The sequence below is a fragment of the Microbacterium sp. LMX7-1.2 genome, from assembly GCF_040675935.1.
In the GTDB taxonomy this organism is placed as follows: Bacteria; Actinomycetota; Actinomycetes; order Actinomycetales; family Microbacteriaceae; genus Microbacterium.
This window is the reverse complement of record NZ_JBEGIL010000001.1, coordinates 1,099,596-1,122,693: the sequence shown is the minus strand read 5'-3', so window position 1 is coordinate 1,122,693 and position 23,098 is coordinate 1,099,596. Positions and strand designations below refer to the sequence as shown.

General features: G+C 69.1%; 24 protein-coding genes. 22 read left to right on the top strand and 2 right to left on the bottom strand.

The window, feature by feature from the left end; all coding sequences use genetic code 11:
* Positions 1 to 10: 10 nt before the first annotated feature.
* From truA to glmM, 6 genes are all read left to right on the top strand, one after another.
* Positions 11 to 859: a tRNA pseudouridine(38-40) synthase TruA gene (truA, locus tag MRBLMX7_RS05520; RefSeq protein ID WP_363366556.1), complete on the top strand. Its 849-nt coding sequence runs from the start codon at positions 11 to 13 to the stop codon at positions 857 to 859.
* A gap of 184 nt (positions 860 to 1,043) precedes the next feature.
* Positions 1,044 to 1,934: a hypothetical protein gene (locus MRBLMX7_RS05515; RefSeq protein WP_363366555.1), complete on the top strand. Its 891-nt coding sequence runs from the start codon at positions 1,044 to 1,046 to the stop codon at positions 1,932 to 1,934.
* 43 nt (positions 1,935 to 1,977) lie between these two features.
* On the top strand, positions 1,978 to 2,646 hold the full coding sequence (locus MRBLMX7_RS05510) for an endonuclease/exonuclease/phosphatase family protein (RefSeq protein WP_363366554.1): 669 nt from the start codon (positions 1,978 to 1,980) through the stop codon (positions 2,644 to 2,646).
* Between the two features lie 205 nt (positions 2,647 to 2,851).
* Complete coding sequence (rplM, locus tag MRBLMX7_RS05505; protein WP_050721665.1) at positions 2,852 to 3,298, top strand: 50S ribosomal protein L13; 447 nt, start codon at positions 2,852 to 2,854, stop codon at positions 3,296 to 3,298.
* A 26-nt stretch (positions 3,299 to 3,324) separates the two neighbouring features.
* Positions 3,325 to 3,810, top strand: a complete 486-nt coding sequence (gene rpsI / locus MRBLMX7_RS05500) for a 30S ribosomal protein S9 (protein WP_363366553.1) — start codon at positions 3,325 to 3,327, stop codon at positions 3,808 to 3,810.
* Positions 3,811 to 3,824: 14 nt separating this feature from the next.
* Complete coding sequence (gene glmM, locus MRBLMX7_RS05495) at positions 3,825 to 5,183, top strand: phosphoglucosamine mutase (RefSeq protein ID WP_363366552.1); 1,359 nt, start codon at positions 3,825 to 3,827, stop codon at positions 5,181 to 5,183.
* A 48-nt stretch (positions 5,184 to 5,231) separates the two neighbouring features.
* Here the strand turns inward: glmM and MRBLMX7_RS05490 are convergent, their stop codons facing one another.
* Positions 5,232 to 6,167, bottom strand: a complete 936-nt coding sequence (locus MRBLMX7_RS05490; protein ID WP_050721662.1) for a Ppx/GppA phosphatase family protein — start codon at positions 6,165 to 6,167, stop codon at positions 5,232 to 5,234.
* Here MRBLMX7_RS05490 and coaA point away from each other — a divergent pair.
* The 11 genes from coaA (at position 6,145) to MRBLMX7_RS05435 (ending at position 16,049) form a co-directional block, all read left to right on the top strand.
* Positions 6,145 to 7,149, top strand: coding sequence for a type I pantothenate kinase (gene coaA / locus MRBLMX7_RS05485; RefSeq protein ID WP_363366551.1), 1,005 nt, complete (start codon positions 6,145 to 6,147; stop codon positions 7,147 to 7,149). The genes MRBLMX7_RS05490 and coaA overlap by 23 nt on opposite strands.
* Positions 7,150 to 7,226: 77 nt before the next feature.
* Complete coding sequence (glmS, locus tag MRBLMX7_RS05480; RefSeq protein ID WP_363366550.1) at positions 7,227 to 9,074, top strand: glutamine--fructose-6-phosphate transaminase (isomerizing); 1,848 nt, start codon at positions 7,227 to 7,229, stop codon at positions 9,072 to 9,074.
* A gap of 58 nt (positions 9,075 to 9,132) precedes the next feature.
* Entirely contained in the window at positions 9,133 to 9,492 is a 360-nt protein-coding gene (locus tag MRBLMX7_RS05475) for a holo-ACP synthase (RefSeq protein ID WP_363366549.1), read from the top strand.
* Complete coding sequence (gene alr, locus MRBLMX7_RS05470; RefSeq protein ID WP_363366548.1) at positions 9,489 to 10,595, top strand: alanine racemase; 1,107 nt, start codon at positions 9,489 to 9,491, stop codon at positions 10,593 to 10,595. The genes MRBLMX7_RS05475 and alr overlap by 4 nt, the downstream gene beginning before the upstream one ends.
* The gene (tsaE, locus tag MRBLMX7_RS05465; RefSeq protein WP_363366547.1) at positions 10,592 to 11,113 is read left to right on the top strand and encodes a tRNA (adenosine(37)-N6)-threonylcarbamoyltransferase complex ATPase subunit type 1 TsaE; all 522 of its coding nucleotides are present in this window, start codon (positions 10,592 to 10,594) and stop codon (positions 11,111 to 11,113) included. The genes alr and tsaE overlap by 4 nt, the downstream gene beginning before the upstream one ends.
* Positions 11,110 to 11,733 (top strand): tRNA (adenosine(37)-N6)-threonylcarbamoyltransferase complex dimerization subunit type 1 TsaB, encoded by a 624-nt coding sequence (gene tsaB / locus MRBLMX7_RS05460; protein WP_363366546.1) that lies wholly within the window; start codon positions 11,110 to 11,112, stop codon positions 11,731 to 11,733. Before tsaE ends, tsaB begins: the two co-directional genes overlap by 4 nt.
* Positions 11,730 to 12,221 (top strand): ribosomal protein S18-alanine N-acetyltransferase, encoded by a 492-nt coding sequence (gene rimI, locus MRBLMX7_RS05455; protein WP_363366545.1) that lies wholly within the window; start codon positions 11,730 to 11,732, stop codon positions 12,219 to 12,221. Before tsaB ends, rimI begins: the two co-directional genes overlap by 4 nt.
* Positions 12,218 to 13,288, top strand: coding sequence for a tRNA (adenosine(37)-N6)-threonylcarbamoyltransferase complex transferase subunit TsaD (gene tsaD, locus MRBLMX7_RS05450; RefSeq protein ID WP_363366544.1), 1,071 nt, complete (start codon positions 12,218 to 12,220; stop codon positions 13,286 to 13,288). The genes rimI and tsaD overlap by 4 nt, the downstream gene beginning before the upstream one ends.
* A gap of 176 nt (positions 13,289 to 13,464) precedes the next feature.
* Positions 13,465 to 13,800, top strand: coding sequence for a hypothetical protein (locus tag MRBLMX7_RS05445; protein ID WP_363366543.1), 336 nt, complete (start codon positions 13,465 to 13,467; stop codon positions 13,798 to 13,800).
* 3 nt (positions 13,801 to 13,803) lie between these two features.
* Positions 13,804 to 14,841, top strand: a complete 1,038-nt coding sequence (locus MRBLMX7_RS05440; RefSeq protein ID WP_363366542.1) for a hypothetical protein — start codon at positions 13,804 to 13,806, stop codon at positions 14,839 to 14,841.
* Positions 14,838 to 16,049 carry a hypothetical protein gene (locus tag MRBLMX7_RS05435; RefSeq protein ID WP_363366541.1) on the top strand — a complete coding sequence of 404 codons (1,212 nt, stop codon included), beginning with the start codon at positions 14,838 to 14,840 and terminating at the stop codon, positions 16,047 to 16,049. Before MRBLMX7_RS05440 ends, MRBLMX7_RS05435 begins: the two co-directional genes overlap by 4 nt.
* A gap of 2 nt (positions 16,050 to 16,051) precedes the next feature.
* On the opposite strand, the gene MRBLMX7_RS05430 is transcribed toward MRBLMX7_RS05435, so the two are convergent.
* Positions 16,052 to 17,257 (bottom strand): class I SAM-dependent methyltransferase, encoded by a 1,206-nt coding sequence (locus MRBLMX7_RS05430; RefSeq protein WP_363366540.1) that lies wholly within the window; start codon positions 17,255 to 17,257, stop codon positions 16,052 to 16,054.
* Between the two features lie 157 nt (positions 17,258 to 17,414).
* Here MRBLMX7_RS05430 and groES point away from each other — a divergent pair, with 157 nt between their 5' ends.
* From groES to MRBLMX7_RS05405, 5 genes are all read left to right on the top strand, one after another.
* Positions 17,415 to 17,711, top strand: coding sequence for a co-chaperone GroES (gene groES / locus MRBLMX7_RS05425; RefSeq protein ID WP_017203655.1), 297 nt, complete (start codon positions 17,415 to 17,417; stop codon positions 17,709 to 17,711).
* 217 nt (positions 17,712 to 17,928) lie between these two features.
* Positions 17,929 to 19,023, top strand: coding sequence for a hypothetical protein (locus MRBLMX7_RS05420; protein ID WP_363366539.1), 1,095 nt, complete (start codon positions 17,929 to 17,931; stop codon positions 19,021 to 19,023).
* Positions 19,024 to 19,104: 81 nt separating this feature from the next.
* Positions 19,105 to 19,344: a hypothetical protein gene (locus tag MRBLMX7_RS05415; protein ID WP_363366538.1), complete on the top strand. Its 240-nt coding sequence runs from the start codon at positions 19,105 to 19,107 to the stop codon at positions 19,342 to 19,344.
* A gap of 71 nt (positions 19,345 to 19,415) precedes the next feature.
* Positions 19,416 to 21,323, top strand: a complete 1,908-nt coding sequence (locus MRBLMX7_RS05410; protein WP_363366537.1) for a dynamin family protein — start codon at positions 19,416 to 19,418, stop codon at positions 21,321 to 21,323.
* Positions 21,320 to 22,957 (top strand): dynamin family protein, encoded by a 1,638-nt coding sequence (locus MRBLMX7_RS05405; RefSeq protein WP_363366536.1) that lies wholly within the window; start codon positions 21,320 to 21,322, stop codon positions 22,955 to 22,957. Before MRBLMX7_RS05410 ends, MRBLMX7_RS05405 begins: the two co-directional genes overlap by 4 nt.
* Positions 22,958 to 23,098 lie beyond the last annotated feature (141 nt).

Here is a 23,098-nt window from a genome sequence, read left to right as displayed (position 1 = left end):
GGCTGGAGTCGTGCGCATCCGGCTCGACATCGCCTACGACGGCACCCACTTCCGCGGGTGGGCGAGGCAGCCCTCCCTCCGCACGGTACAGGGCACGCTCGAGTCGGCGCTCGCACGCATCGTCGGCTCCGAGGTGCAGTTCGTCGTCGCCGGACGCACGGATGCGGGGGTGCACGCCGAGGGGCAGGTGGCGCACGTCGATCTGGACGACGGGCAATGGCGGCGTATCGAATCCCGCCACGGACGCGCCGCCCAGGATCCCGCAGGGTCGATCGCCGGGCGCATGCGCGGTGTGCTCGGCGCCTACCCGGACGTCACCGTCACGCGCACGACGATCGCGCCCGAGGGATTCGACGCTCGCTTCTCGGCCGTGTGGCGCCGTTACCGCTACCGCCTCGCCGACGCGACATCGGGTTACGATCCGCTGCGCCGGCTCGACACGACGACGCATCGCGGCATCCTCGACGCCGACGCCATGGACGCCGCGGCACGGACGCTCATCGGCCTGCACGACTTCGCCGCGTACTGCAAGCCGCGCGAGGAGGCGACGACCATCCGCACTCTGCTCGACTATCGATGGAGCCGGGATGCGGAGGGCGTGCTGGTGGCCGAGGTCAAAGCCGATGCCTTCTGCCACAGCATGGTGCGCGCCCTGGTCGGAGCGTGCGCGGCCGTGGGGGAGGGCCGCCTCGGCGTCGACGACCTCGTGGTGCTGCGCGATGCCCTCACCCGCACGAGCGAGTTCAAGGTGCTCGCCGCGCGCGGTCTGACCCTCACCGAGGTCGGCTATCCCGCGGACGACCTCCTGTCGACACGCGCCGCGCAGACCCGGGCTCGAAGGGACTCCTCGGCCGGCTGACGACAGGCGGTCCCACCGCGGCCGTCCGCTACCCCTAGCGGACGACCGCGGCCGAGGGAGGCGTGCCGGTGGCGTCTGCGATCCGCGCCGGCACGACGAGGGCTCGCGGAACGAGGGGTAAGCGCCGCGGAACCGTACACTGAACCTACTCGGGGCTTCTTCACACGACGACGAGGGAACTGTGATGGACCGGATGGACGAGCCGAGCGGTGCGTTCGCGGTGGCGTTCCGCGCGGCGATCGCCGAGCGGGGCATCACCCTCGCGCGCTTGCGCAGCCTTCTCGTGGACGACGGGAACCCGGTGTCGACCGCCACTCTCAGCTACTGGCGCTCGGGTGATCGTCAGCCGGAGGGGCCTCAGTCGCTGAGCGTCGTGGAGGGCATCGAGGATCGACTGGGACTCGACCGCGGCCACCTCACGAGTCTCCTCGGACCGTCGCCGCGACTGGGACCCGTCGCCCCGCCGCGACTGCCGTTCGACGAGGAGCGAGAGCATCGCGAGACCGAGGAGACCCTCGCCGCCCTGCACGCGGCACCCCAGGATTCCCTCCGCGACCTGTCGACGCACCTCACGGTCACTGTCGGGACGGACGGCGCGGTCGAGCGCATCGTGATGCGTTCGCTCGTGCAGGCGACGCGGGGCACGATCTCCGAGCTGCCGCTGATCGACGTCGCGCCGACGGAGACCGACGTCATGTCCGTGATCTCGGATGTCGTCGGCGGCCGGATCGTGCGCGAGTACCTGCATCCGGGACGCCTGCTGTCGGGCGTCGTGATCGCGCTCGACCATCCCATCGTGACCGGCGCCACGACGCTGTTCGAGTTCTCCGAGTCGTTCCCGCCCGGGTATCCCGTGCGGAAGTACGCCTGGCACGCGACCTCGCGCGCGGCACGGGAGACGGTGATCTGGGTGCGTTTCCCGCCGGAGGCGGTGCCGACCTGGTGCGAGGAGTACCTCGAGACCGAGGAGGAGTACGTCTCCACGATGCGGGCCGTGCGCGGAGGCACGGTCCACGTCGCGCGACACGGCTTCGGACCCGGCGTCCTCGGGGTGCGCTGGGGGTATGACGGCTGATCCGGAGCCTCATCACAGCACCGGGGGGTAGCGTGGGATCGCTATGAAGGTCATCTCGTACAACCTGCAGAAGCACCGTGCCGCGGGGGAGCTCGCGGCACTCGTCGCCGAGCACGATCCCGACCTGCTGTGCCTCCAGGAGTGCGACGTGCTGGATCTCCCCGAGAGGATCGGGGATCTCGCTATCGCCGACGCGACGCAGGGCAACCGACTGGGACTCGCGATGTTCTATCGCGAGAGCGAGTTCCACCTCCAGGCGATCCGCACGATCGAACTCAAGAAGTCGCTGCACGATCGGATCGCCAAACCCGCCCACGAACGGGTCCTCGGGGCACGGCTGCGCGACATCGATGCGGGACGCGAGTTCATCGCCGCGTCGTTCCATGCCGCGCCGCTGACGGCTCTGAACTCGCTGCGCCGTCACCAGATCCGCGCCGCGCTCACCGAACTCGCGACGTTGGGGGAGGGGCTGCCGCAGCTCATGGTCGGCGACTACAATTACCCGGTCTTCAAGGAGAACCTCGGGCATGCGGTGCGAGAGCACGGCTACGCGCTCACGCTGAGTGACGATCACACCTACACGCGGTACCGGGTCTTCCGCGGGCACTACGACTTCGCGACCTCCGCGGGTTTCGAGATCGAGCGGGTCACGACGCTGCCGCAGAGGTCGAGCGATCACCGGCCGATCCTGGTGACCGCGCGGCTCGACTGACCAGCGGCACTCGGCGCCCTCGCCGCCCCGGTTTGGGGGATCGCGCGGGATGACGTAAGCTGTCTCTTTGGTACTCGACTGCCGGGTGCCGCGAACGTGAGCCCTCCACTGGCGTGTTCCCCGAAGCTCTGGTCACAGACCACAGGGAACCACCCCGGAGTGGGATTCACGAACCTCTCCGTTCGAACAAGAAAGCAGCACTATCGTGACGCGCACTTTCACTCCCAAGGCTGGCGAAGTCCAGCGCGACTGGGTCGTCATCGACGCCACCGACGTCGTTCTCGGCCGTCTGGCCTCGCACGCCGCAGCTCTCCTGCGAGGCAAGCACAAGCCGACCTTCGCCAACCACATCGACTCCGGTGACTTCGTCATCATCGTGAACGCCGACAAGGTCGCGCTCACGGGGCAGAAGCTCCAGAAGAAGATGGCCTACCGTCACTCCGGCTACCCGGGTGGTCTCAAGGCCGTCAACTACGCCGAGCTCCTCGAGAAGAACCCGGTCCGCGCTGTGGAGAAGGCCATCCGTGGCATGCTTCCCAAGAACAGCCTCGGCCGTCAGCAGCTGTCGAAGCTCAAGGTGTACACGGGTGGCGAGCACCCCCACGCCGCGCAGCAGCCCCAGCCGTACACCCTCGACCAGGTCGCCCAGTAAGCGCCGTACAGACTAAGGACATACTCGTGGCTGACATCCAGGACTCCACCGAAAACCTCCAGAACTTCTCGACCTCGACCCCCGAGACCGACGCTGTCGACGCGGCTCCCCGCCCCGTGCTCAGCGTTCCGGGTGCCGCTGTCGGCCGTCGCAAGCAGGCCATCGCCCGCGTGCGTCTCGTTCCCGGCTCGGGCACGATCACGGTCAACGGCCGTTCGATCGAGGACTACTTCCCGAACAAGCTGCACCAGCAGCTGATCAACGACCCGTTCACGGTGCTCAACCTCGCGGGCGGCTACGACGTCATCGCGCGCATCTCCGGCGGCGGCCCTTCGGGTCAGGCCGGCGCGCTGCGTCTCGGCATCGCCCGTGCCCTCAACGGCATCGACGCGGAGAACAACCGTCCGACCCTGAAGAAGGCCGGCTTCCTGTCGCGCGACGCTCGCGTCAAGGAGCGCAAGAAGGCCGGACTCAAGAAGGCCCGTAAGGCGCCTCAGTACTCCAAGCGTTAAGGTCCACCGGTCCGATGCCGATCTTTGGCACGGACGGCGTGCGAGGGCTTGCCAACGGCATCCTCACCGCCGACCTGGCGCTCACCCTGGCCCAGGCGACTGCTGTCGTCCTGGGCCAGGGCCGTACCGCGGAGGCCCGCATCGCCGAAGGCAAGCGCCTCACCGCGGTGGTGGCCCGAGACCCCCGTGTCTCCGGGCACTTCCTCGAGGCCGCTGTCGCCGCGGGCCTCGCGTCCTCGGGAGTCGACGTGCTCGAGGCGGGTGTCATCCCGACCCCCGCTCTCGCGTTCCTCGTGGCCGACCGTGACGCCGACTTCGGTGTCATGATCTCCGCATCGCACAACGCGGCGCCCGACAACGGCATCAAGATCTTCGCCCGAGGCGGCGTCAAGCTCCCCGACATCGTCGAGGAGCGCATCGAGGCCGCGATGGCGGGCGAGAAGCTGCGCCCGACCGGCGCAGGCGTCGGTCGCATCATCCGGTTCTCGGATGCCGAGGACCGCTACGTCGTGCACCTGCTCGGGTCGCTGCCGAATCGCCTCAACGGCATCAAGGTCGTGCTCGACTGCGCCCACGGTGCGGCGTCCGGCGTGTCCCCCGAGACCTTCCGCGACGCGGGCGCCGAGGTGACGGTGATCGGCGCCGACCCCGACGGCTGGAACATCAACGACGGCGTCGGCTCCACGCACCTCGACAACCTCGCAGAGGCCGTGGTGCGCCTCGGCGCCGACATCGGCATCGCGCACGACGGCGACGCGGACCGCTGCCTCGCGGTCGATGCGCAGGGCAACGTGATCGACGGCGATCAGATCATGGCGATCCTGGCGGTGTCGATGAAGGAGCGCGGACGCCTCACCGACGACACGCTCGTCGCGACCGTCATGAGCAACCTCGGCCTGCACGTCGCCATGCGTGAGCACGGCATCACGGTTCGTCAGACCGCTGTCGGCGACCGCTACGTGCTCGAAGACATGAACCAGGGCGGTTACGCCCTGGGCGGCGAGCAGTCCGGGCACGTCATCATGAGCGAGTTCGCCACGACCGGCGACGGCCTCCTCACCGGACTCCACCTGGTCGCGGAGATGGCGCGACAGCAGAAGTCGATCGCGGAGCTCGCGGCGGTCATGACCGTCTACCCGCAGGTGCTGATCAATGTGCGCGGCGTCGACAAGGACGCGGTGTACGGCGACGAGGACGTGCAGGCAGCGGTGCGCTCCGTCGAGGCCGAACTCGGCGACACCGGTCGCGTGCTTCTGCGCAAGTCCGGCACAGAACCGCTCGTCCGCGTGATGGTCGAAGCAGCGGATGCCGCCTCGGCGCAGTCCTACGCCGAGCGTCTCTCCGACGTCGTGCGCGAGAGCCTCGCGCTCTGACGCGTCACGACGCGGAGCGATGCTCTGACGGTGCGTCGAGCGGCCGGGTCAGCCCCGCTGGCCCAGCTGCTCGATGTACCGCAGCAGCACACCCTCACGCAGCGCCCAGGGTGACACCTCGAGCTCGTCGACCTTCAGCGCGCTCATCGCCGCATGCAGCGACACCGCGGCGGCGACGATCTGGAACGTGCGGTCGGCCGTGATGCCGGGCAGCTCCTGGCGGGCGGACGCGGGAAGGCGGGCGAGTCGCGGGATCCACGAGCCGAGAGCGGCGCGGGGCAGCAGCATCCGCTCGGATCCCGACCAGCCCGGAACCGGGTAGCCCACGAGTCGCGCGAGCGAGCGGATCGCCTTGGAGGATCCGACGACGTGATCGGGGCGCGGCAGCGCCTCGAAGCGCGGCAGGACGGTGCCGATCGTCTGCTGAGCATGCGTGCGGAGGCGTTCCACGTCGTCCTCGCCCGGCGGATCGTGCGGAAGGAACTGCACGGTCATGCGTCCTGCGCCAAGTGGGACGGATGCGGCGGCATCGGGCAGCTCCTCACCGCCCGCCGCGATCTCCAGTGAGCCGCCCCCGATGTCCAGCAGCAGGATCTGCCCCGCCGACCAGCCGAACCACCGGCGCACCGCGAGGAACGTCAGCTCGGCCTCGGTCTCTCCGTCGAGGACCTGCAGCGGCTGGCCGAGTGCCGCCTCGATGCGGGCGATGACCTCGGCGCCGTTGCGCGCGTCGCGCACGGCGCTCGTCGCGGTCGCGAGGAGCTCGTCGACGTGTTCCGCCTCTGCGACCTGGCGTGCACGGCTGACCGCGGCCTCGAGTGCGCAGACTCCGTCCTCCGAGATGGACCCGTCGTCCGTGAGATAGCGCATGAGGCGCAGCACGGTGCGGTCGCTCGTGGTCGCGAGCGGGCGTCCTCCCGCACGCACATCCGCGGCGAGCATGTGGACGGTGTTGGAACCGATGTCGAGGACTCCCAGGCGCACGGAACGAGACTATCGGCAGCGCCGATACGATGGTGCGGTGACCACCGTCGACCCCGCGCCCCCGCTGTCTCCGTATCGGGAGATCGGGCGCGCCGAGTGGGCGAGGCTCGCAGCGGGACTCGACCAGCCGCTCACCGAGACGGAGGTCGTCGAGCTGCGCGGCATCGGCGATCGACTCGACCTCACCGAGGTGCGAGAGGTGTATCTGCCGCTGAGCCGTCTCCTGAGCCTGTACGCGACGGCGACCAAGCGCCTCGGCGCGGCCACGAGCGACTTCCTTCAGGAGGACGACTCGACGACGCCGTTCGTGGTCGGCGTCGCCGGCTCCGTGGCCGTGGGGAAGTCGACGATCGCGCGGCTCCTGCGTGAGCTCATGGCGCGCTGGCCCGGCACCCCACGGGTCGAACTCGTGACGACCGATGGCTTCCTGTATCCGAACGCCGAGCTCGAACGTCGCGGTCTCATGGAACGCAAGGGATTCCCCGAGTCCTACGACCGTCGCGCATTGATCGAGTTCCTCACCGAGGTCAAGAGCGGCGCGGCGGAGGTGCGCGCGCCGTTCTACTCGCACATGCGCTACGACATCGTGCCCGATGCGCACGTCGTGGTACGTCGACCCGACGTCGTGATCGTCGAAGGCCTCAACGTGCTGCAGCCGCCGCCGGCGCCGAACGACGTCGCGGTGAGCGATCTGTTCGACTTCTCGATCTTCGTGGACGCCGACACCTCGCACATCGAGAAGTGGTACGTCGACCGGTTCCTGGCGCTCCGGCAGGGGGCGTTCTCGAACCCGTCGTCGTACTTCAACGTCTTCGCGCACCTCACGGACGACGAGGCGATCACGACGGCTCTGGGGTATTGGAACGAGATCAACATGCCGAACCTCATCGAGAATGTGATGCCCACCAAGCATCGTGCCCGACTCGTGCTGAACAAGGGCGCCGACCACAACGTCGAGAGCGTCCTGCTGCGCAAGCTCTGAGCAGGCGGCACCAGCCTCCGGTGAGGCGAGGATTTCGTTCGGAACCTTCGCAAAATGCGGCGCTTACTCTTGGACCTATGTGTGGAATCGTCGGTTACGTGGGCCCGCGGCCCAGCCAGGACATCCTGCTCGCCGGTCTCGCCCGTCTCGAGTACCGCGGCTACGACTCCGCGGGTGTCGCCGTCATCGACGGAGAAGGCTCGCTCGGGATGCGCAAGAAGGCCGGGAAGTTGTCGGCCCTGCGCGACTCGCTCGCCGACGCGGCACTCGCCGACGGCAACACGGGCATCGGTCACACTCGCTGGGCGACCCACGGCGGCCCCACCGATGTCAACGCGCACCCGCATCTCGCCGACGACGATCGCCTCGCGCTGATCCACAACGGCATCATCGAGAACTTCGCCTCGCTCCGCGGCGAGCTGGCTGCCTCAGGCGTCGCCTTCCGCAGCGAGACCGACACCGAGGTCGCCGCCGCCCTGCTCGGCCGCGAGTACCGCAGCAACGGCGGAGACCTCCAGCTCGCGTTCCGCAGTGTCGTGAACCGCCTCGAGGGCGCCTTCACGCTGCTCGCGATGCATCAGGACCACCCGGGCCTCGTGGTCGGCGCACGCCGCAACTCGCCGCTCGTGATCGGGCTCGGGGAGGGCGAGAACTTCCTCGGCTCCGATGTCGCCGCATTCGTCGAGCACACCCGCAAGGCGCTCGCGATCGGGCAGGACCAGATCGTCTCGATCACGCCGGACGCGGTCACCGTCACCGACTTCGCCGGCACCCCGGTCGAGGCCGAGCCCTTCGACATCTCCTGGGATGCCGCGGCGGCGGAGAAGGGCGGATGGCCGAGCTTCATGGCCAAGGAGGTCGCTGAGCAGCCCGAGGCGGTCGCGAACACGATCCGCGGCCGCATCCAGGGCGATCAGGTGATCATCCCCGAACTCGACGGTCTCGATGAGCTCTTCACCGGTATCAACCGCGTCATCATCACCGCGTGTGGCACGGCGTCCTATGCCGCGCTTGTCGGCAAGTACGCGATCGAGCAGTGGGCGCGCGTGCCCGTCGATGTCGAACTCGCGCATGAGTTCCGCTACCGCGACCCGGTGATCGGCGACGACACCCTGGTCGTGTCCATCAGCCAGTCGGGCGAGACCATGGACACTCTCATGGCTGTCAAGTACGCGCGCGAGCGCGGCGCACGCACGCTGTCGATCTGCAACACGCAGGGTGCGACGATCCCGCGCGAGTCCGACGCCGTGGTCTACACGCACGCCGGCCCCGAGGTCGCCGTCGCGTCGACCAAGGCGTTCTCCGCCCAGATCACCGCACTCCTGCTCCTCGGCCTGCACATGGGGCGCGTGCGCGGCACCGTGCAGGACGCGGCGACCGATGTCGAGGAGCTCACGAGCCTGCCAGACAAAGTGGCCAAGGTGCTCGAGACCGAGCAGGAGCATGTCTCGCAATTGGCCAGTTGGATGGCGGACACCCGCTCCGTCCTCTTCCTGGGCCGTCACGTGGGCTACCCCATCGCACTCGAGGGTGCGCTCAAGCTCAAGGAGATCTCGTACATCCATGCGGAGGGCTTCGCAGCGGGTGAGCTGAAGCACGGACCGATCGCGTTGATCGAGCCCGGGCAGCCGGTGTTCGTGCTCGTGCCCTCGCCGCGCCACTCGGCGCTCGTGCACTCGAAGGTCGTCTCCAATATCCAGGAGATCCGCGCTCGCGGAGCGCGGGTGATCGTCGTGGCCGAAGAAGGAGACGCCGCGGTGCTCCCGTTCGCCGACGAGGTCATCCGCATCCCCCTGGCGGGCGCGATGTTCGAGCCGTTGCTGGGCGTGGTCCCGCTGCAGGTCTTCGCCATGGCCCTCGCCACGGCCAAGGGCCTCGACGTCGACCAGCCGCGCAACCTCGCGAAGTCCGTCACCGTCGAGTAGAGGCCGTGGTACGCCGGATCCGGGAGGGATGCCGGGGCGGCGCGACTAGGCTGAACAGGTGATCATCGGGACCGGCATCGACCTCGTCGACATCCCGCGGTTCGAGCGGACCCTCGAGCGCACGCCGCGACTGCGCGAACGCCTGTTCGCCCCCGCGGAGCGCGCGCTGCGGCTTCCCTCTCTGGCAGCGCGCTTCGCGGCCAAGGAGGCGCTCATCAAGACCCTCGGCGGCTCGGACGGCGTGCACTGGACCGAGATCGAGATCGCCTCCGAGCCCTCCGGACGCCCGCACTTCGTCCTGTCGGGCACGACCGCCGAGGCGGTCGCCGAGCGCGGGATCAGCCGCCTGCACCTGACCCTCACCCACGACGCCGGCTTCGCGGCCGCGTTCGTCGTCGCGGAAGGAGACCCCCTGTGACCGTTCCGTTCCGCGAAGCGCGCATCGACCTCGACGCGATCAGCGACAACGTCCGGCACTTCCGCCGGCTCACGGGCGTCGAGGTCATCGCGGTGGTCAAGGCCAACGCCTACGGCCACGGGGCGGCCGCCTCCGCCGTCGCCGCCCTCGCCGGTGGGGCGACGCGTCTCGGAGTAGCCGAGATCCCCGAGGCGCTCGATCTGCGGCGCCAGGGGATCACGGCGCCGATCATGGCGTGGTTGCATGCGCCGGGGGAGCGCTTCGAGCAGGCGGCCGAGCACGGGATCGAGCTCGGCATCTCGTCGTTCGACCAGCTCGAGGCCGCCGCAGCCGCGGCATCCGTCGACCGCCCGGTGGGCGTTCACCTCAAGTTCGAGACGGGGCTGTCGCGCAACGGCATCGCGCCGGCGGACTGGCGCCGCGTGCTCGCGGAGGCGGCACGGCTCGAGCGCATCGGTCGGCTGCGCATCATCGGACTGTTCAGCCACCTCTCGAACACCTCGCCGCAGGACGACCGTGACGCTCTCGCCCGCTTCGAGGATGCCGTCGCCGCGGCCGCGTCCTTCGGCATCCGCCCCGAGCTCCGCCACATCGCGGCGACCGCCGCAGCCATCGACCTGCCGGAGATGCGTCTCGATGCCGTCCGCATCGGCGTCGGCATCTACGGACTCTCGCCGTTCGAGGACCGTTCCTCCGCCGAGCTGGGACTCCGCCCCGCGATGACCCTGCGGGGTGCGGTCGCCGCGGTGCGTCGCGTTCCCGCAGGCTCGGGTGTCTCGTACGGCTACGATCACAGGGCTCCGCACGACACGACGCTGGTCCTCGTTCCGCTCGGATACGCCGACGGTGTGCCGCGTCACGGCTCCGGTCGCCTCCCCGTCTCGATCAACGGTCGTCGCTACACGAACGTCGGCCGCATCGCGATGGACCAGTTCGTGGTGGATGTCGGCGACGCCGCGGTGTCGATCGGCGACGAGGTGATCCTGTTCGGCGACCCGACGCTCGGCGTCCCCTCGGCGGCGGAGTGGGCGAACGCGGCGTCGACCATCAACTACGAGATCGTCACGCGCATCGGCGCGCGGGTTGCTCGGCGGTCGGCATGACGGTCGATCCGGCGTTCTTCGGGCGGCACGAGATCGCCACGTCGGATGCGATGGAGCAGCTGGGGTTTCGCATCGGCGAGCAGCTCGTCGCCGGTGATCTGCTGATCCTCACCGGCCCGCTGGGCGCCGGGAAGACCACCTTCACGCGGGGCCTCGCCGAAGGCCTGGGTGTTCGGGGACCCGTGCAGAGCCCGACGTTCGTGATCGCCCGCACCCACCCCTCGCTGGTGGGGCGCGCACCGCTCGTGCACGTCGATGCCTACCGATTGGGCTCCGGCGCGGAGCTGGAGGACCTCGACCTCGACCTGGACCGTTCGGTCGTCGTGATCGAGTGGGGGAGGGGCATGGCCGAGGAGCTCGCCGAGTCCTGGTGGGACGTCGAGCTCGAGCGTCCGGTCGGCGTCGACCACGACATCGATCCGTCCGAGCTGGATGCCGATGCTCCCCGCCATGTGACGATCGAGCGTGGGCGGCGCGCAGCGCCCGTCGATCCGGCGCCGACTACCCTGGAGGGGTGATCCTCGCCGTCGATACCTCCCTGGGCACTGCCGTCGCGATCGTCGCGGACGACGGAGCCCTCCGCGCCGAGGCCTCGACCGACGATCCGATGGGTCATGCCGAGGTGATCGGCGACCTGTTGCGCGACGTCGTCGACGGAGCGGATGGCGACACCGTGACGCACGTCGTCGCAGGGATGGGCCCCGGTCCGTTCACGGGCCTCCGGATCGGCATCGCCGCGGCTCGCACCTTCGCCCTGGGGCGCGGCATCCCGGTCGTCCCTGTGCCGAGCCACCTCGCCGCGGCCCTCACCGCGATCGACGAGGACGGCGTCTACGGCCGCTTCGCGATCGTCACGGACGCGCGCCGACGTGAGGTCGCCGTGACCGTGTTCGACGGCGTCGACGAGGTGGGCATCCCGCATGTGGTCGCCGAGACTGTGCTCGTGCCGCGTGCCGGGCTCGACGATGCGCTCTCGGGCACGAGGGGGATCGAGGTGTCCACGCTCTCGGCCGCCGACCTCGCTCGCGTCGGCGCCCGTGCCATCGCGGCCGGACGCACGCTCGCCGGTGAGGAGCCCCTGTACCTGCGGCACCCCGACGTGTCGGTACCCGGTGCGCCGAAGAAGGTCGGACTGTGACTCTGCGCGCGGCGACCCCGGACGACCTCGATGCCATCATGACGATAGAGCGTCGCTCGTTCCCGACCGACGCGTGGAGTGCGCAGGCCATGGCGCTCGAGCTGGGCAGCCCGCACGGTCGATATCTCGTGGACGAGCACGAGGGGAGTGTGATCGGCTACGGCGGGGTGCGTGCGCTCGAAGGCTCAGGTGACGCCGACATCCAGACCATCGCGTTCGACGCGGAGCACCGGGGCGCCGGCCGCGGACGGGCTCTGCTGCGGGCGTTGCTCGAGACAGCGGCGGAGCGCGGTGCACGCGAGGTGTTCCTCGAGGTCCGTGCGGACAACCCCGGGGCGGAGGGTCTCTACCGCTCGGAGGGATTCGAGGAGATCGGACGACGCCCCCGGTACTACCAGCCCGACGACGTGGACGCGATCGTGATGCGGCTCGTGCTGCAGCATCGGCGCGGTGCGACCACGGATGCCGCGAAGGAGGCGACTGCATGACCGAGCCTCTGGTGCTGGGCATCGAGACGAGCTGCGACGAGACGGGCATCGGAATCGTGCGCGGCCGGACGCTGCTGTCGAACACGATCGCGTCGAGCATGGACGAGCACGCCCGATATGGGGGCGTGGTTCCGGAGGTCGCTGCGCGTGCGCACCTCGAAGCGCTGCAGCCGTCGATCGACGCGGCGCTGACCGAGGCCGGTGTGCGCCTCGACGACCTCGACGCGGTGGCCGTGACGAGCGGGCCCGGCCTCGCAGGCGCACTCATGGTGGGCGTGGGTGCCGCCAAAGGATTGGCCGTCGCGCTCGACAAGCCCCTGTACGCCGTCAACCACCTCGTGGGGCACATCGCCGCCGACATCCTCACGCCGGACTCCGAGCCGCTCGAGTACCCGACCGTCGCGCTGCTGGTGTCGGGCGGTCACACCTCTCTCTTGCACGTGCGCGACCTCACGACGGACGTCGAGATGCTCGGCGAGACCATGGATGACGCGGCGGGCGAGGCCTTCGACAAGGTCGCTCGTCTGCTGTCGCTGCCGTACCCCGGGGGACCGGAGGTCGACCGGGCGGCGCTCGACGGCGATCCCGCGGCGATCCGCTTCCCGCGCGGCCTGTCCCGTGCCTCCGACATGGCAAAGCACCGGTACGACTTCTCGTTCTCCGGGCTCAAGACAGCGGTCGCGCGATGGGTCGAGCGCTGCGAGGCTGACGGGGTCGAGGTGCCGGTAGCGGACGTCGCGGCGAGCTTCCGCGAAGCGGTCGTCGACGTGCTCGTGACGAAGGCGCTCGCCGCGTGCGCGGATCTGGGTGTGCCTCGGCTGCTGCTCGGCGGCGGTGTGATCGCGAACCGCCGGCTGCGGGAGGTCGCGCTCGCTCGGGCGGAGGCCGCCGGCGTCACCGTGCGGATTCCACCGCTGTCACTGTGCACCGACAACGGGGCCATGATCGCGGCGCTGGCCGCAGAGCTGATCTCCTCGGGCAGGCGGCCGTCGACCCTCGCATTCGGCGCGGACTCGACCCTGCCTGTGACCGAGATCCAGGTCGGCGAGAACGCGGCGGTGGTGTGATGAGCGACGGCGCGCGCCCCGAAAACGGTCTCGAATCGGCTGCGGATGCTGCGCGTGGACCCAGCCGATCGCACACCAGCATCGATCGGCCGAGCGGCGAGGTGGAGCGACCCGCAGGTTCCGCGCGCCTGCCCGGAGCCCGGCGTGACGGGTACACCAGGCTCCCCACCGGGCCAGTGAGCGTCGAACCGGTGGTCGTGAGCGGCCCCGACGCGGACGCGACCCCGCGTGAGGCGGGATGGGTGCCCTCGACCGCACCCGTCACTCTCGACGAGACCCGGCTCGCGCCGTGGGCGCTGATGGCGGCGATCGTGGCCCTCGCGGCGTCGTTCTTCGTGGGATGGGGGATCCCCATCGCCGTGGTGGCGGTGATCGCGGCCATCATGTCGTTGCGCCGGCCCGTCGAGAGCCGCAGCATCGCCCGCTGGGCCCTCGTCCTGGGCCTGTGCGCGACGGTCTACAGCCTCGCCTGGCTGGTGTGGGCCGGGATGCAGTTCGAGAGGCTCGGCTGAGCGATGCCGGCTGCCGAGGACGTCCGGGAGCTCCGCGCACTGCAGGCCAAGGCCTACGGGCGCCAAGGGCGGCTCACGGATGCCGAGGCGCAGCGTCTGCGCGAGCTCGATGGGGCGGCGGCTGCGCCGTCGCCTGCAGCATCCGCTCCCGAACCGGTTTTCGTCGCCGACTTACGGCTTCCGCTCGAGGATCACGCAGCGGACGCTCGCACGACGAGCGGCATCGCCTCGGAGGACGCTGCGCGGCCGGCGTCTGCTCGAGGTGTGCTGAGTCGCTTCGGCCTGCTCGTGGGAATCGTCGTCGTGTGCGTCGCGCTCGGCGTGCTGCTCGGATGGGCGATGTTCGGCGACGGACGTGCCGCGACCGTGCAGCTGTCGGCCGAGCAGCAGGAATCGCAGAGTCAGCTGGTCGCGTCGGGGACCTTCGACCAGGGTTCGGTCCGGGCGGTCACGACCGAGCGCGACGTGGTCGTCTGGTACGCGACGAAGGACGAGGGCTCCATCGTGTGCATGGTGTTGGGCGACGGGGCGTCCACGGTTCCCTCGTGCACATCGCGGGAGCAGGCGCTCGCGGGCGGTCTCCGCAGCTCGATCGTGGTCGCAGACGGTGAGGACGACGTGGAGTACGAGGTCGGCGCACAGCTGTATCTCACGCGTGACGGCGACCCGGCCGTGGTCTCGTACGGATACATAGCGTCGTCGCAGACGTCGAACATGTTCGCCAGCCGCGAGCAGGCCGCCGTGGCCGCGTCGCTCACCGATGCGGGATTCGACGGTCGTTCCGTGGCAGTCGTCGGCTACGACGACGGGGTGCCGTTGTGGGTGGGGCTCGACAAGGAGACTCAGCGGAGGTGTCTCGTCTACGACGGATCGCAGCCGGAGCTCGAGATGGTCTGTCAGGATCCGTGGTTCATGACCGGCGATGACGAGTCGCTCGTGCTCGAGCACGTCGGAGACGACGGCACGATGACGCGGTACGAGTACACCTCCGCCTTTGCGCAGGAGTACCTCACGATCACGCGAGAAGGAGCCGGCCGATGAGTCCTGATGACGCCGCCGAGCTCCGCGCACTGCAGGGCAAGGCCTACGGACGCGATGGCCGGCTGACCGATCAGGAGGCCCGGCGCCTGGCCGACCTCGAGTCCGCCAGGAGCATGCCGTCCGGCCGCCCGGACCTCGGCGAGACCGTCGAGCCCGACGCGACGGACGGGCGGGTGGCGCAGGACGAGCCTTCGACGGAGACACCCGTTCCTCGAGTCGTCGACACGCCCCGGGAGCCGACGGGCGGGCGTCCGTCCTCTGAGCCGTCGGGCGGGCGTCCGTCCTCTGAGCCGTCGGCGGATCCGGCAGCCTCGTGGAGACGCGTCGTGCAGACGCATCTCCGGGTCGTGATCTCGGCATCCCTCGCGCTCCTCCTGGTCGGCGTCGCCGCCGGGTGGGCCCTCTTCGGTCGCGGCTCGGACGCCGCCGCGCTCAGCCCGGGGCAGCAGGAGCGGCGCGTCGAGCTGCAGGCCGGTGACGACTACGACGACGGAAGCGTGCGTCTCATCGCCGAAGACGATGACACGGTCGTCTGGTACGCGACCCGCCGAGACGGCGAGCTCGCCTGCGTCGTGCTCGACGTCGGCGAGGCCTCCCAGGACCAGTGCGCTCGCGCCGACGCCGAGGGCGGCGAGCCGCTGAACGTGTCTCTCTCGGTCCCGGTCTCTGATCCCGACGACCCCGCTGAGGAGTACGGTACGTCGATCTCGGCCACCGTCGGTTTCACGACCTCCGGCGAGCCGCTGGCATGGATCTACCGCTGGGAGATCAACGACACGATGCTCGGTCAGTTCGACGGCGCGGAGCGCGAGCGTGCTGAGGCGCTGGTCGCCGACGGGTACCTGCCCGGGCTGTCGATCGTCGGATACTTCCACGACGAGCCGGTCTGGCTGGCGGAGCGGCCTGCGGACGGCACGCAGAGCGGCGGTTTCGTGCAGTGCATGGTCGTGGATGCGGCGAGCGAGGCCACGGCATGCCAGGTGTCCGACGACCGGAACGGCGGCCTTCGCGCATTCAGCCTCGAGACGGCGGACGACGGCACCACCGTGCTGTGGACGCTGAGGATCCGGTTCACCGGGTGGGGCAGTCCGTACCTGACGATCGAGCAGGGCGACCCCGCCGACATCGGCATCTCGTACATCGAACTCGGCGGCGAGCATCAGGATCCGATCCTCGTCGAGGTGCCGACGTCGGAGTCGGGCGGCTGAGCTCAGTCGGCCGCGGTCACCCGGTCGGCGAGGATCGCGCGTCTCTGGTCGCCGATGCGCGTGAGGAAGAGCGTCGCCGAGGCGTCGCCGCGCAGCGTGAGCTTCTTGCGGAACGCCGCAGGATCGATGTCCATGCCGCGCTTCTTGATCTCGAGAGCGCCGATGTCGTGGGCTTTCAGCACGGCGCTGATCGCCTTCGGGTTCGCGGGCATGGTCTCGCGCACTCGGAACGACTGCACGAACGGACTCGTGAGGGCGGCATCCGAGGTCAGGTAGGCGATGCGCTCGTCGAGCATGCCCGCCTGGAGGCTGCGGGCCACGTCGCCGATCAGGCGCGCGCGGATCACCGCGCCGTCCGGCTCGTGGAGGAAGGCTCCGAGATCGCGGGCGGGTTCGTCCTCGGCATCCGCCCCCGCAGTCAGCTCGTGCGAGCGGTCTCCGCGGATCACGAGGGCCGCCCGGCGCACGCCCTCGCGTGCCAGCGGGCCGGTCCACAGCACGAGTTCGACCACGCTGCCGTCGGCGCTCACCCACTGCGCCTCGGCCTCGACGGGAAGGGCGTCGCGATCGTGACCCGGACCGAGCTTGATCCCGGTCGGCTGACGGGAGGCCACGTTGAACGCCCAGTCGAGAGGCGGGGAGTAGTCGTCGGAGGAAACGCGTCGCGTCTCGCCGTGGCCGGAGGTCCGTCGTGCGGGGTCCAGCCATATCGCCTGATCGTCGGCCGGAGCGGGCACGTGGTCCTGGGCGATCCCATGCTGCACCTGTGCGGCGTCTCCGAACGGTGCGAGGTTGTACGCGGCGATGGCCGCCGTGACCTCGTCTGCATCCACACCCTGCACCTCGAGTCCTGCACCGGCGAAGGCGAGGGCGTCGCCGCCGATCCCGCATCCGAGGTCGGCGATCCGCGTGATCCCCGCACGACGCATACGCTGCGCGTGCCGCGCGGCCACGCCGAGGCGGGTGGCCTGCTCGAGTCCTGACCGCGTGAACAGCATCCGTGCCGCGAAGTCGCCGAACTTGGCCGCCGCCTTGGAGCGGAGGTGAGCCTGGCCGACGACGGCCGAGACGAGATCGGGAGCGTGGCCGGCCGCGCGGAGCCGGGACACGGAGCGCGCGACGTCGGCGACACCGTCCACGGGTCCGAGTGCATCCAGCAGATCGAGTCCCTCGGGGGTGAGCAGGGCGCGCAGCTCGGTCATCTCCACCACCTCAGTGTAGGTGCGGGGTTCCGACGTGCTCCTGCGGCCGGCTGGCACTCGCATTGCATGAGTGCCAGCCGACGCCGTAGACTGCTGTTAGCACTCTCGGGTTGAGAGTGCGAACGAGTCTTTCGTGTCAGCGTCAAGAAAGAAGAGGTAGACCGTGTCGGTTTCCATCAAGCCGCTCGAGGACCGCATCGTCATCAAGCAGGTCGAGGCCGAGCAGACCACCGCGAGTGGCCTGGTCATCCCCGACACCGCCAAGGAGAAGCCCCAGGAGGGCGAGGTCGTGGCGGTCGGCCCCGGTCGCATCGATGACAACGGCAACCGCGTCCCGCTCGACGTCGCCGTCGGCGACCGCGTGCTCTACAGCAAGTACGGCGGCACCGAGGTGAAGTTCGGCGCGGACGAGTTCCTCGTCCTCTCCGCTCGCGACGTCCTCGCGGTCGTCGTCCGCTGAGACCACGTCCTCGGAAGGGCCCGGATGCATCACGCATCCGGGCCCTTTCCGTATCGTGAGTCAGGTCCTGGCCGATCCCCTATCCGAACACGCGAACACCCTGTCGACCCCCTATCGAGTCCTCTGCAAGCGCAGGGTCCCCTCCCGATGCCCATCGCGCTCTTCGCGCGCAGACTCGTAGCACTTGCCACTCGGCACTCACGAACAGGGGAACATCATGGCTGTGCAGGACAACGACAACATGCTCGGTGCTCAGTGGAATCTGGGCCTCGACAACGTCGCGAACGGGAACTCGGACAACTCCGACAACTCGTGGACGGACAACTCGGACGACTCGGATAACTCCGACAACTCCGACAACTCCGACAACTCGTGGACGGACAACTCGGACAATTCGGACAATTCGGACAATTCGGACAACTCCGACAACTCGGACAACTCGACGACGGACAACTCCGACAACTCGGACAACTCCGATAACTCGACGACGGACAACTCCGACAACTCCGATAACTCGGATAACTCGGATAACTCGGACAACTCGGACAACTCCGATAACTCGGACAACTCGGACAACTCCGACAACTCGATCAACGACTCGTTCCAGGACAACTCGGTGAACGATTCGGGCAACACGACGCTGAACGACCACTCGATCAGCATCGGCACGCGCCAGTTCAACTCGGGTCTCAACGACGTGACCATCGGCGGGGGCGGCGCAGGTGTCGGCGGTGCGGGCAACTTCACGATCGACGCACGGACGACGTTGAGCGACCAGTCGGTGAACCAGAACATCTCCACCTCCGCCGGGGCGGCGTCGGCCGGCGCGACGGGACTGGCCGGGTTGGGCTACGGGACGCCCTCGGGTGGCGGTGACGTCAACCAGACGTTCGCCAACACGAACATCACCGCCTCCGGAGACGGAGCAGTGGCGGCGGGCAACGACGGCACGCTCACGCACATCGACACCGACATCACGATGGGCGACGTGTCGATCGGCAACGAGTCGTACACGGACTCGTTCAACCAGGACTTCTCGGAGAACTGGTCGATCAACGACTCGTTCCAGGACAACTCGATGACGGACAACTCCGATAACTCCACGACCGACAACTCGGACAACTCGATGACGGACAACTCCTGGTCCGTGAACGACTCGTTCCAGGACAACTCGATGTTCGACGACTCGGAGACATGGACGGCGACGGACTCCTTCCAGGACAACTCGATGACCGACGGATCGCTCGACGTCGACGTCTCGGACGTCACGGTCGTCAACCCGTCCGGGGACCTGAACGACATCGCGTTCTGACCCCTCTTGCCCGGCTGCCTCTGGTAGGCAGCCGGGCACACCAGTACACTGCGAAGCACCCGACACGGAGGTCGTGAGGACATGAGGCACGACGCACCGATGGAGCCGGAACCGCCGGCCGAACCGGCGGACTTCGAAGCGGGAATCTGGACGGACTCGGCATTGGATGGCGACCTCACGGGGTCGAACATGTTCACCGCCGAGATCGAGAACGTGATCTCCTCCGACTGGGAGATGGACCCCGACGTCATCTGGGGAGATGACCCGGGTGCCACACACGACGTCGACGGGGGATCACCGGGGGCGGACTTCGCCGTCTGACTCCGATCACTGGGGACGCGCGAGGGTGGTGCACCACCCTCCGCGGGGGACGTAGGACACGAGGGGGCGTGGTGGGGGACACATCCGGCGCTGAGGAGAGCGGGGTCGTCGACGCGGTGCGCGATGTCGCGAGGATCGCCGCGTCCTCCGGACGCGCCGACCTCGCCGCCCGTCTGGACCAGACACGCAGGCGCCTTCAGGACCCCGGCATCCGGGTCGTGGTCGTCGGAGAGTTCAAACAGGGCAAGAGCAAGCTCATCAACGCCCTCGTGAATGCGCCCGCCTGCACGGTCGACGACGATGTCGCCACCACGGTCCCGACCATCGTGGGGTACGCGGCGGAGCCGTCCGTCTGGGTCCTGGAGCATGACGAGGGTTCATCGACGCCGTCCGGCGAGGACGTGGTGACTCGGCGCGAGATCGCGCTGGACGAGCTCTCCGAGTACATCTCCGTGAACGGGAACCCCGATAACGAGCGCGGCATCCTGTCGGCAGAGGTGTTGCTGCCGAGGGAGATCCTCAAGGGCGGACTGCAACTGGTCGACTCACCGGGCGTCGGCGGATTCGAATCGGCCAACGCCTTGACGACCCTGGCGGCGATCGCCTCCGCCCACGCCGTCCTCATGGTGTCGGACGCCTCGCAGGAGTACACGGCGCCGGAGGTGCAGTTCCTGCGGCACGCCATGCGCATCTCGCCGAACGTCGCCGCGGTCCTCGCCAAGACCGACCTCTATCCCGAGTGGCGAGAGGTCGAGGAGATCGACCGCCGTCATCTGCGGGACATCGGCGATGTCCCCGTGTTCGCCGTCTCGAGCGATCTGCGGCTGCTGGCGGCCGAGACCCAGGACCGGATCCTGAACGACGAATCGGGATTCCCCGGTCTGGTGGCGCATCTGCGACGGGAGGTGCTCGGACGAGCCGAGCTCATCCACCACCGTGGTGCGGTCCACGACCTGCTGTCTGTCGTCGACCAGCTCTCCGTCTCCTTGCGTACGGAGATGAGCGCCCTCCTGAACCCCGAGGACACGCCACGCATGATCGCAGAGCTCGAGGAGGCCAAAGAGCGCGCAGACGAGTTCCGGGGGCGCTCCGCGCGGTGGCAGGTCATGCTGACCGACGGCATCGCCGATCTCGTCGCCGACATGGAGCACGACCTCCGCGATCGCCTTCGCCGTGTGATGCGGGAGGCGGAGAAGTCCATCGACGAGGGAGACCCCGGACCCATCTGGGATCAGATCGCGGAGTGGCTCGACCAGCGAGTGGCGGCAGCGGTCGCGGAGACCTTCGTGTGGACGGACGAGAGGTCGACCTGGCTGTCCGAGGAGGTCGCCGACCTGTTCAGCAAGGGCGAGGCGGAGCTGCCCACGATCGAGGTGGGGGACACCCGGGGCGTGCTCGACGCGGTCGACGAGATCTCGGGGATCGACTCGGGACAGCTCAGCGCAGGGGAGAAGATCTACATCGGAGTCCGCGGCTCGTACGGCGGCGTCCTCATGGTCGGTCTCGTCACGGGACTCATCGGGATGTCCCTGATCAATCCGCTGTCTCTGCTCGCGGGAGTGCTCGTGGGCAGACGCGCGTATCGCGAGGACATGAGCGCGCGCCTCGGGCGACGCCAGCAGGAGGCGAAGGCGATAGTCCGTCGGCACATCGACGAGGTCATCTTCCAGGTCGGCAAGCAGCTCAAGGACCGGCTGCGCCTGGTGCAGCGCACCGCGCGCGATCACTTCGGAGCGATGGCGGAGGAGCTGCATCGCTCGCTGTCGGAGGCGCTGAACGCCGCCAAGCTCGCAGCGACCGCCTACACCTCGAATCGGGACGCGCGCGTGCGCGCCCTGCAGACCAGGATCGACCAGCTCGAGGAGATGCGCAGCAGGATCCCCCCGCTGGAACTCGATCCCGCAGCGGCGATCGAGTCCGCTGCCTCGCCTGCGCGCGCGCTCGCGGAGGCGTCCGGAACCGGTCGGGTGGACGGATGACGGTCACCGGGATGGGCGAGATCGTGGGGGATCTCCTGACGACGACGCGTTCGGTCTATGCAAAGGATGCCGCCGCCCTGCGTGCGATCGACGAGCTCGACGCGCGTCTGCGTGAACCTCTGCGACTGGCTCTCGCCGGCATGGTGAAGGCTGGGAAGTCGACGCTGCTGAACGCGATCCTGGGTGAGCAGATCGCTCCCACCGACACGGGCGAGTGCACCAGGGTCGTGACCTGGTACCACTACTCCGCGACGCCGACGATCACCCTGCATCCGCGGTCCGGCCCACCGCGACGCATGCCCATCCATCGGGAACGGGGGAGGCTGGTGCTCGACCTCGACGGCCTCTCGTCAGAACAGGTCGAATGGATCGATGTCGGATGGCCGCTGCAGTCGCTGACCGCGGTGACGCTGATCGACACCCCGGGCATCGAGTCGCTGTCGGAGGACACGGCCTCCCGCGCCGCGCGGTTCCTCACCCCCGAGGAGACGCCGCCCGAGGCCGACGCCGTCGTCTACCTGCTCCGTCATCTGCACGGCTCCGACGTCAAGTTCCTGCGGGCGTTCCAGGACGCCTCGAGGGAGCACGTGCGCACGGTCTGCGCGGTCGGCGTGCTCTCGCGCTCCGACGAGGTCGGCTCCGGCCGCATCGACTCGCTCCTGTCGGCGCGCAAGATCGCCCGGCGCTTCCAGCTGGACGCGGATCTGGCGTCGCTCACGCTCGGTGTCGTACCGGTCGCGGGGCTGCTCGCGGAAGGCGCCCGCACGCTGCGGGAGAGCGAGTACATCGCGTTCCGCGAGCTGGCGGGTCTCGAACGCGCCGATCGCGAACGGCTGCTCGTGTCGGCGGACCGCTTCGTCCGGGACTCGGAGGTCACGGGGCTCAGCACCACGGTGCGCCGTGATCTGCTCGGCCGGTTCGGCATCTTCGGGGTGCGCATGGCCGTCACGGTGATCCGCGGCGGAGCGAGGAGCTCCTCGGAGCTCGCCGCGGAGCTCATCGCGCAGAGCGGTCTCGTCGAGATCCAGGATCTCGTCGCCACTCAGCTCCAGTCGCGGGCCGAGACGCTCAAGGCCCGGGGAATCGTCCTTCAGATCGAGAGGCTGCTGCGGGAGCATCCGCTCGACGACGAGACCGCCGTGCGCGCCGGGATCGAACGCTTCCGTCTGGCCGCCCACGGTCTGCGCGAGCTTGAGCTCCTCGCAGACGCGGCCTCGCAGCGCCTGCCGCTCGACGATGCGGACGCGCAGGAAGCCGCGCGGATCGCCGGTGGGGAGGGGACGGACGCGCATGTGCGCCTCGGCGTGTTTGCGGGCTCCGACGTCGACCTGCTCGATGCGGCGGTGCGTGAGAGAATCGCGTACTGGCGTCGCCTCGCGGCGTCTCCGCTCGCCGGCACGCGCGAGCGGTCCGTGGCGGCAGTGGTGGTTCGCACTCTGGAGGGCGTCGCGTCAGAGGTCGGCGTGGGCGCCGCCTTGCGGCCGACTCCGGCGCACGTCGACGCGTCGGGCCGACCAGGACATGGCCCTGGGCAGGATGCTGCAGAGCAGCGCGAGGAGGACGAGCGCCGCCTGCGCCATGATCACCGTGTGAACCTGCGGACCGTGTTCGCCCAGCGCAACCCATTCCGGTGACAGCGCGACCAGGGCGAGCTGCACCGCGAAGGTCGCGAACTGCCACCACCGGACCTGCGGCCGTCGTGCGACGAACGAGACGAGGAGCGTGATCTGCGTCAACAGCACCGCGACCAGTGTGCCGAACACGATCCAGAAGAT

Bases quoted from the DNA above. Each gene is read 5' to 3' on its own strand.
- tsaD (WP_363366544.1), top strand. From the start codon at position 12,218: ATGACCGAGCCTCTGGTGCTGGGCATCGAGACGAGCTGCGACGAGACG.
- MRBLMX7_RS05420 (WP_363366539.1), top strand. From the start codon at position 17,929: ATGGCTGTGCAGGACAACGACAACATGCTCGGTGCTCAGTGGAATCTG.
- MRBLMX7_RS05515 (WP_363366555.1), top strand. From the start codon at position 1,044: ATGGACCGGATGGACGAGCCGAGCGGTGCGTTCGCGGTGGCGTTCCGC.
- MRBLMX7_RS05510 (WP_363366554.1), top strand. From the start codon at position 1,978: ATGAAGGTCATCTCGTACAACCTGCAGAAGCACCGTGCCGCGGGGGAG.
- MRBLMX7_RS05415 (WP_363366538.1), top strand. From the start codon at position 19,105: ATGAGGCACGACGCACCGATGGAGCCGGAACCGCCGGCCGAACCGGCG.
- coaA (WP_363366551.1), top strand. From the start codon at position 6,145: ATGTCGAGGACTCCCAGGCGCACGGAACGAGACTATCGGCAGCGCCGA.
- glmM (WP_363366552.1), top strand. From the start codon at position 3,825: ATGCCGATCTTTGGCACGGACGGCGTGCGAGGGCTTGCCAACGGCATC.
- MRBLMX7_RS05405 (WP_363366536.1), top strand. From the start codon at position 21,320: ATGACGGTCACCGGGATGGGCGAGATCGTGGGGGATCTCCTGACGACG.
- glmS (WP_363366550.1), top strand. From the start codon at position 7,227: ATGTGTGGAATCGTCGGTTACGTGGGCCCGCGGCCCAGCCAGGACATC.
- tsaE (WP_363366547.1), top strand. From the start codon at position 10,592: ATGACGGTCGATCCGGCGTTCTTCGGGCGGCACGAGATCGCCACGTCG.
- MRBLMX7_RS05435 (WP_363366541.1), top strand. From the start codon at position 14,838: ATGAGTCCTGATGACGCCGCCGAGCTCCGCGCACTGCAGGGCAAGGCC.
- MRBLMX7_RS05440 (WP_363366542.1), top strand. From the start codon at position 13,804: ATGCCGGCTGCCGAGGACGTCCGGGAGCTCCGCGCACTGCAGGCCAAG.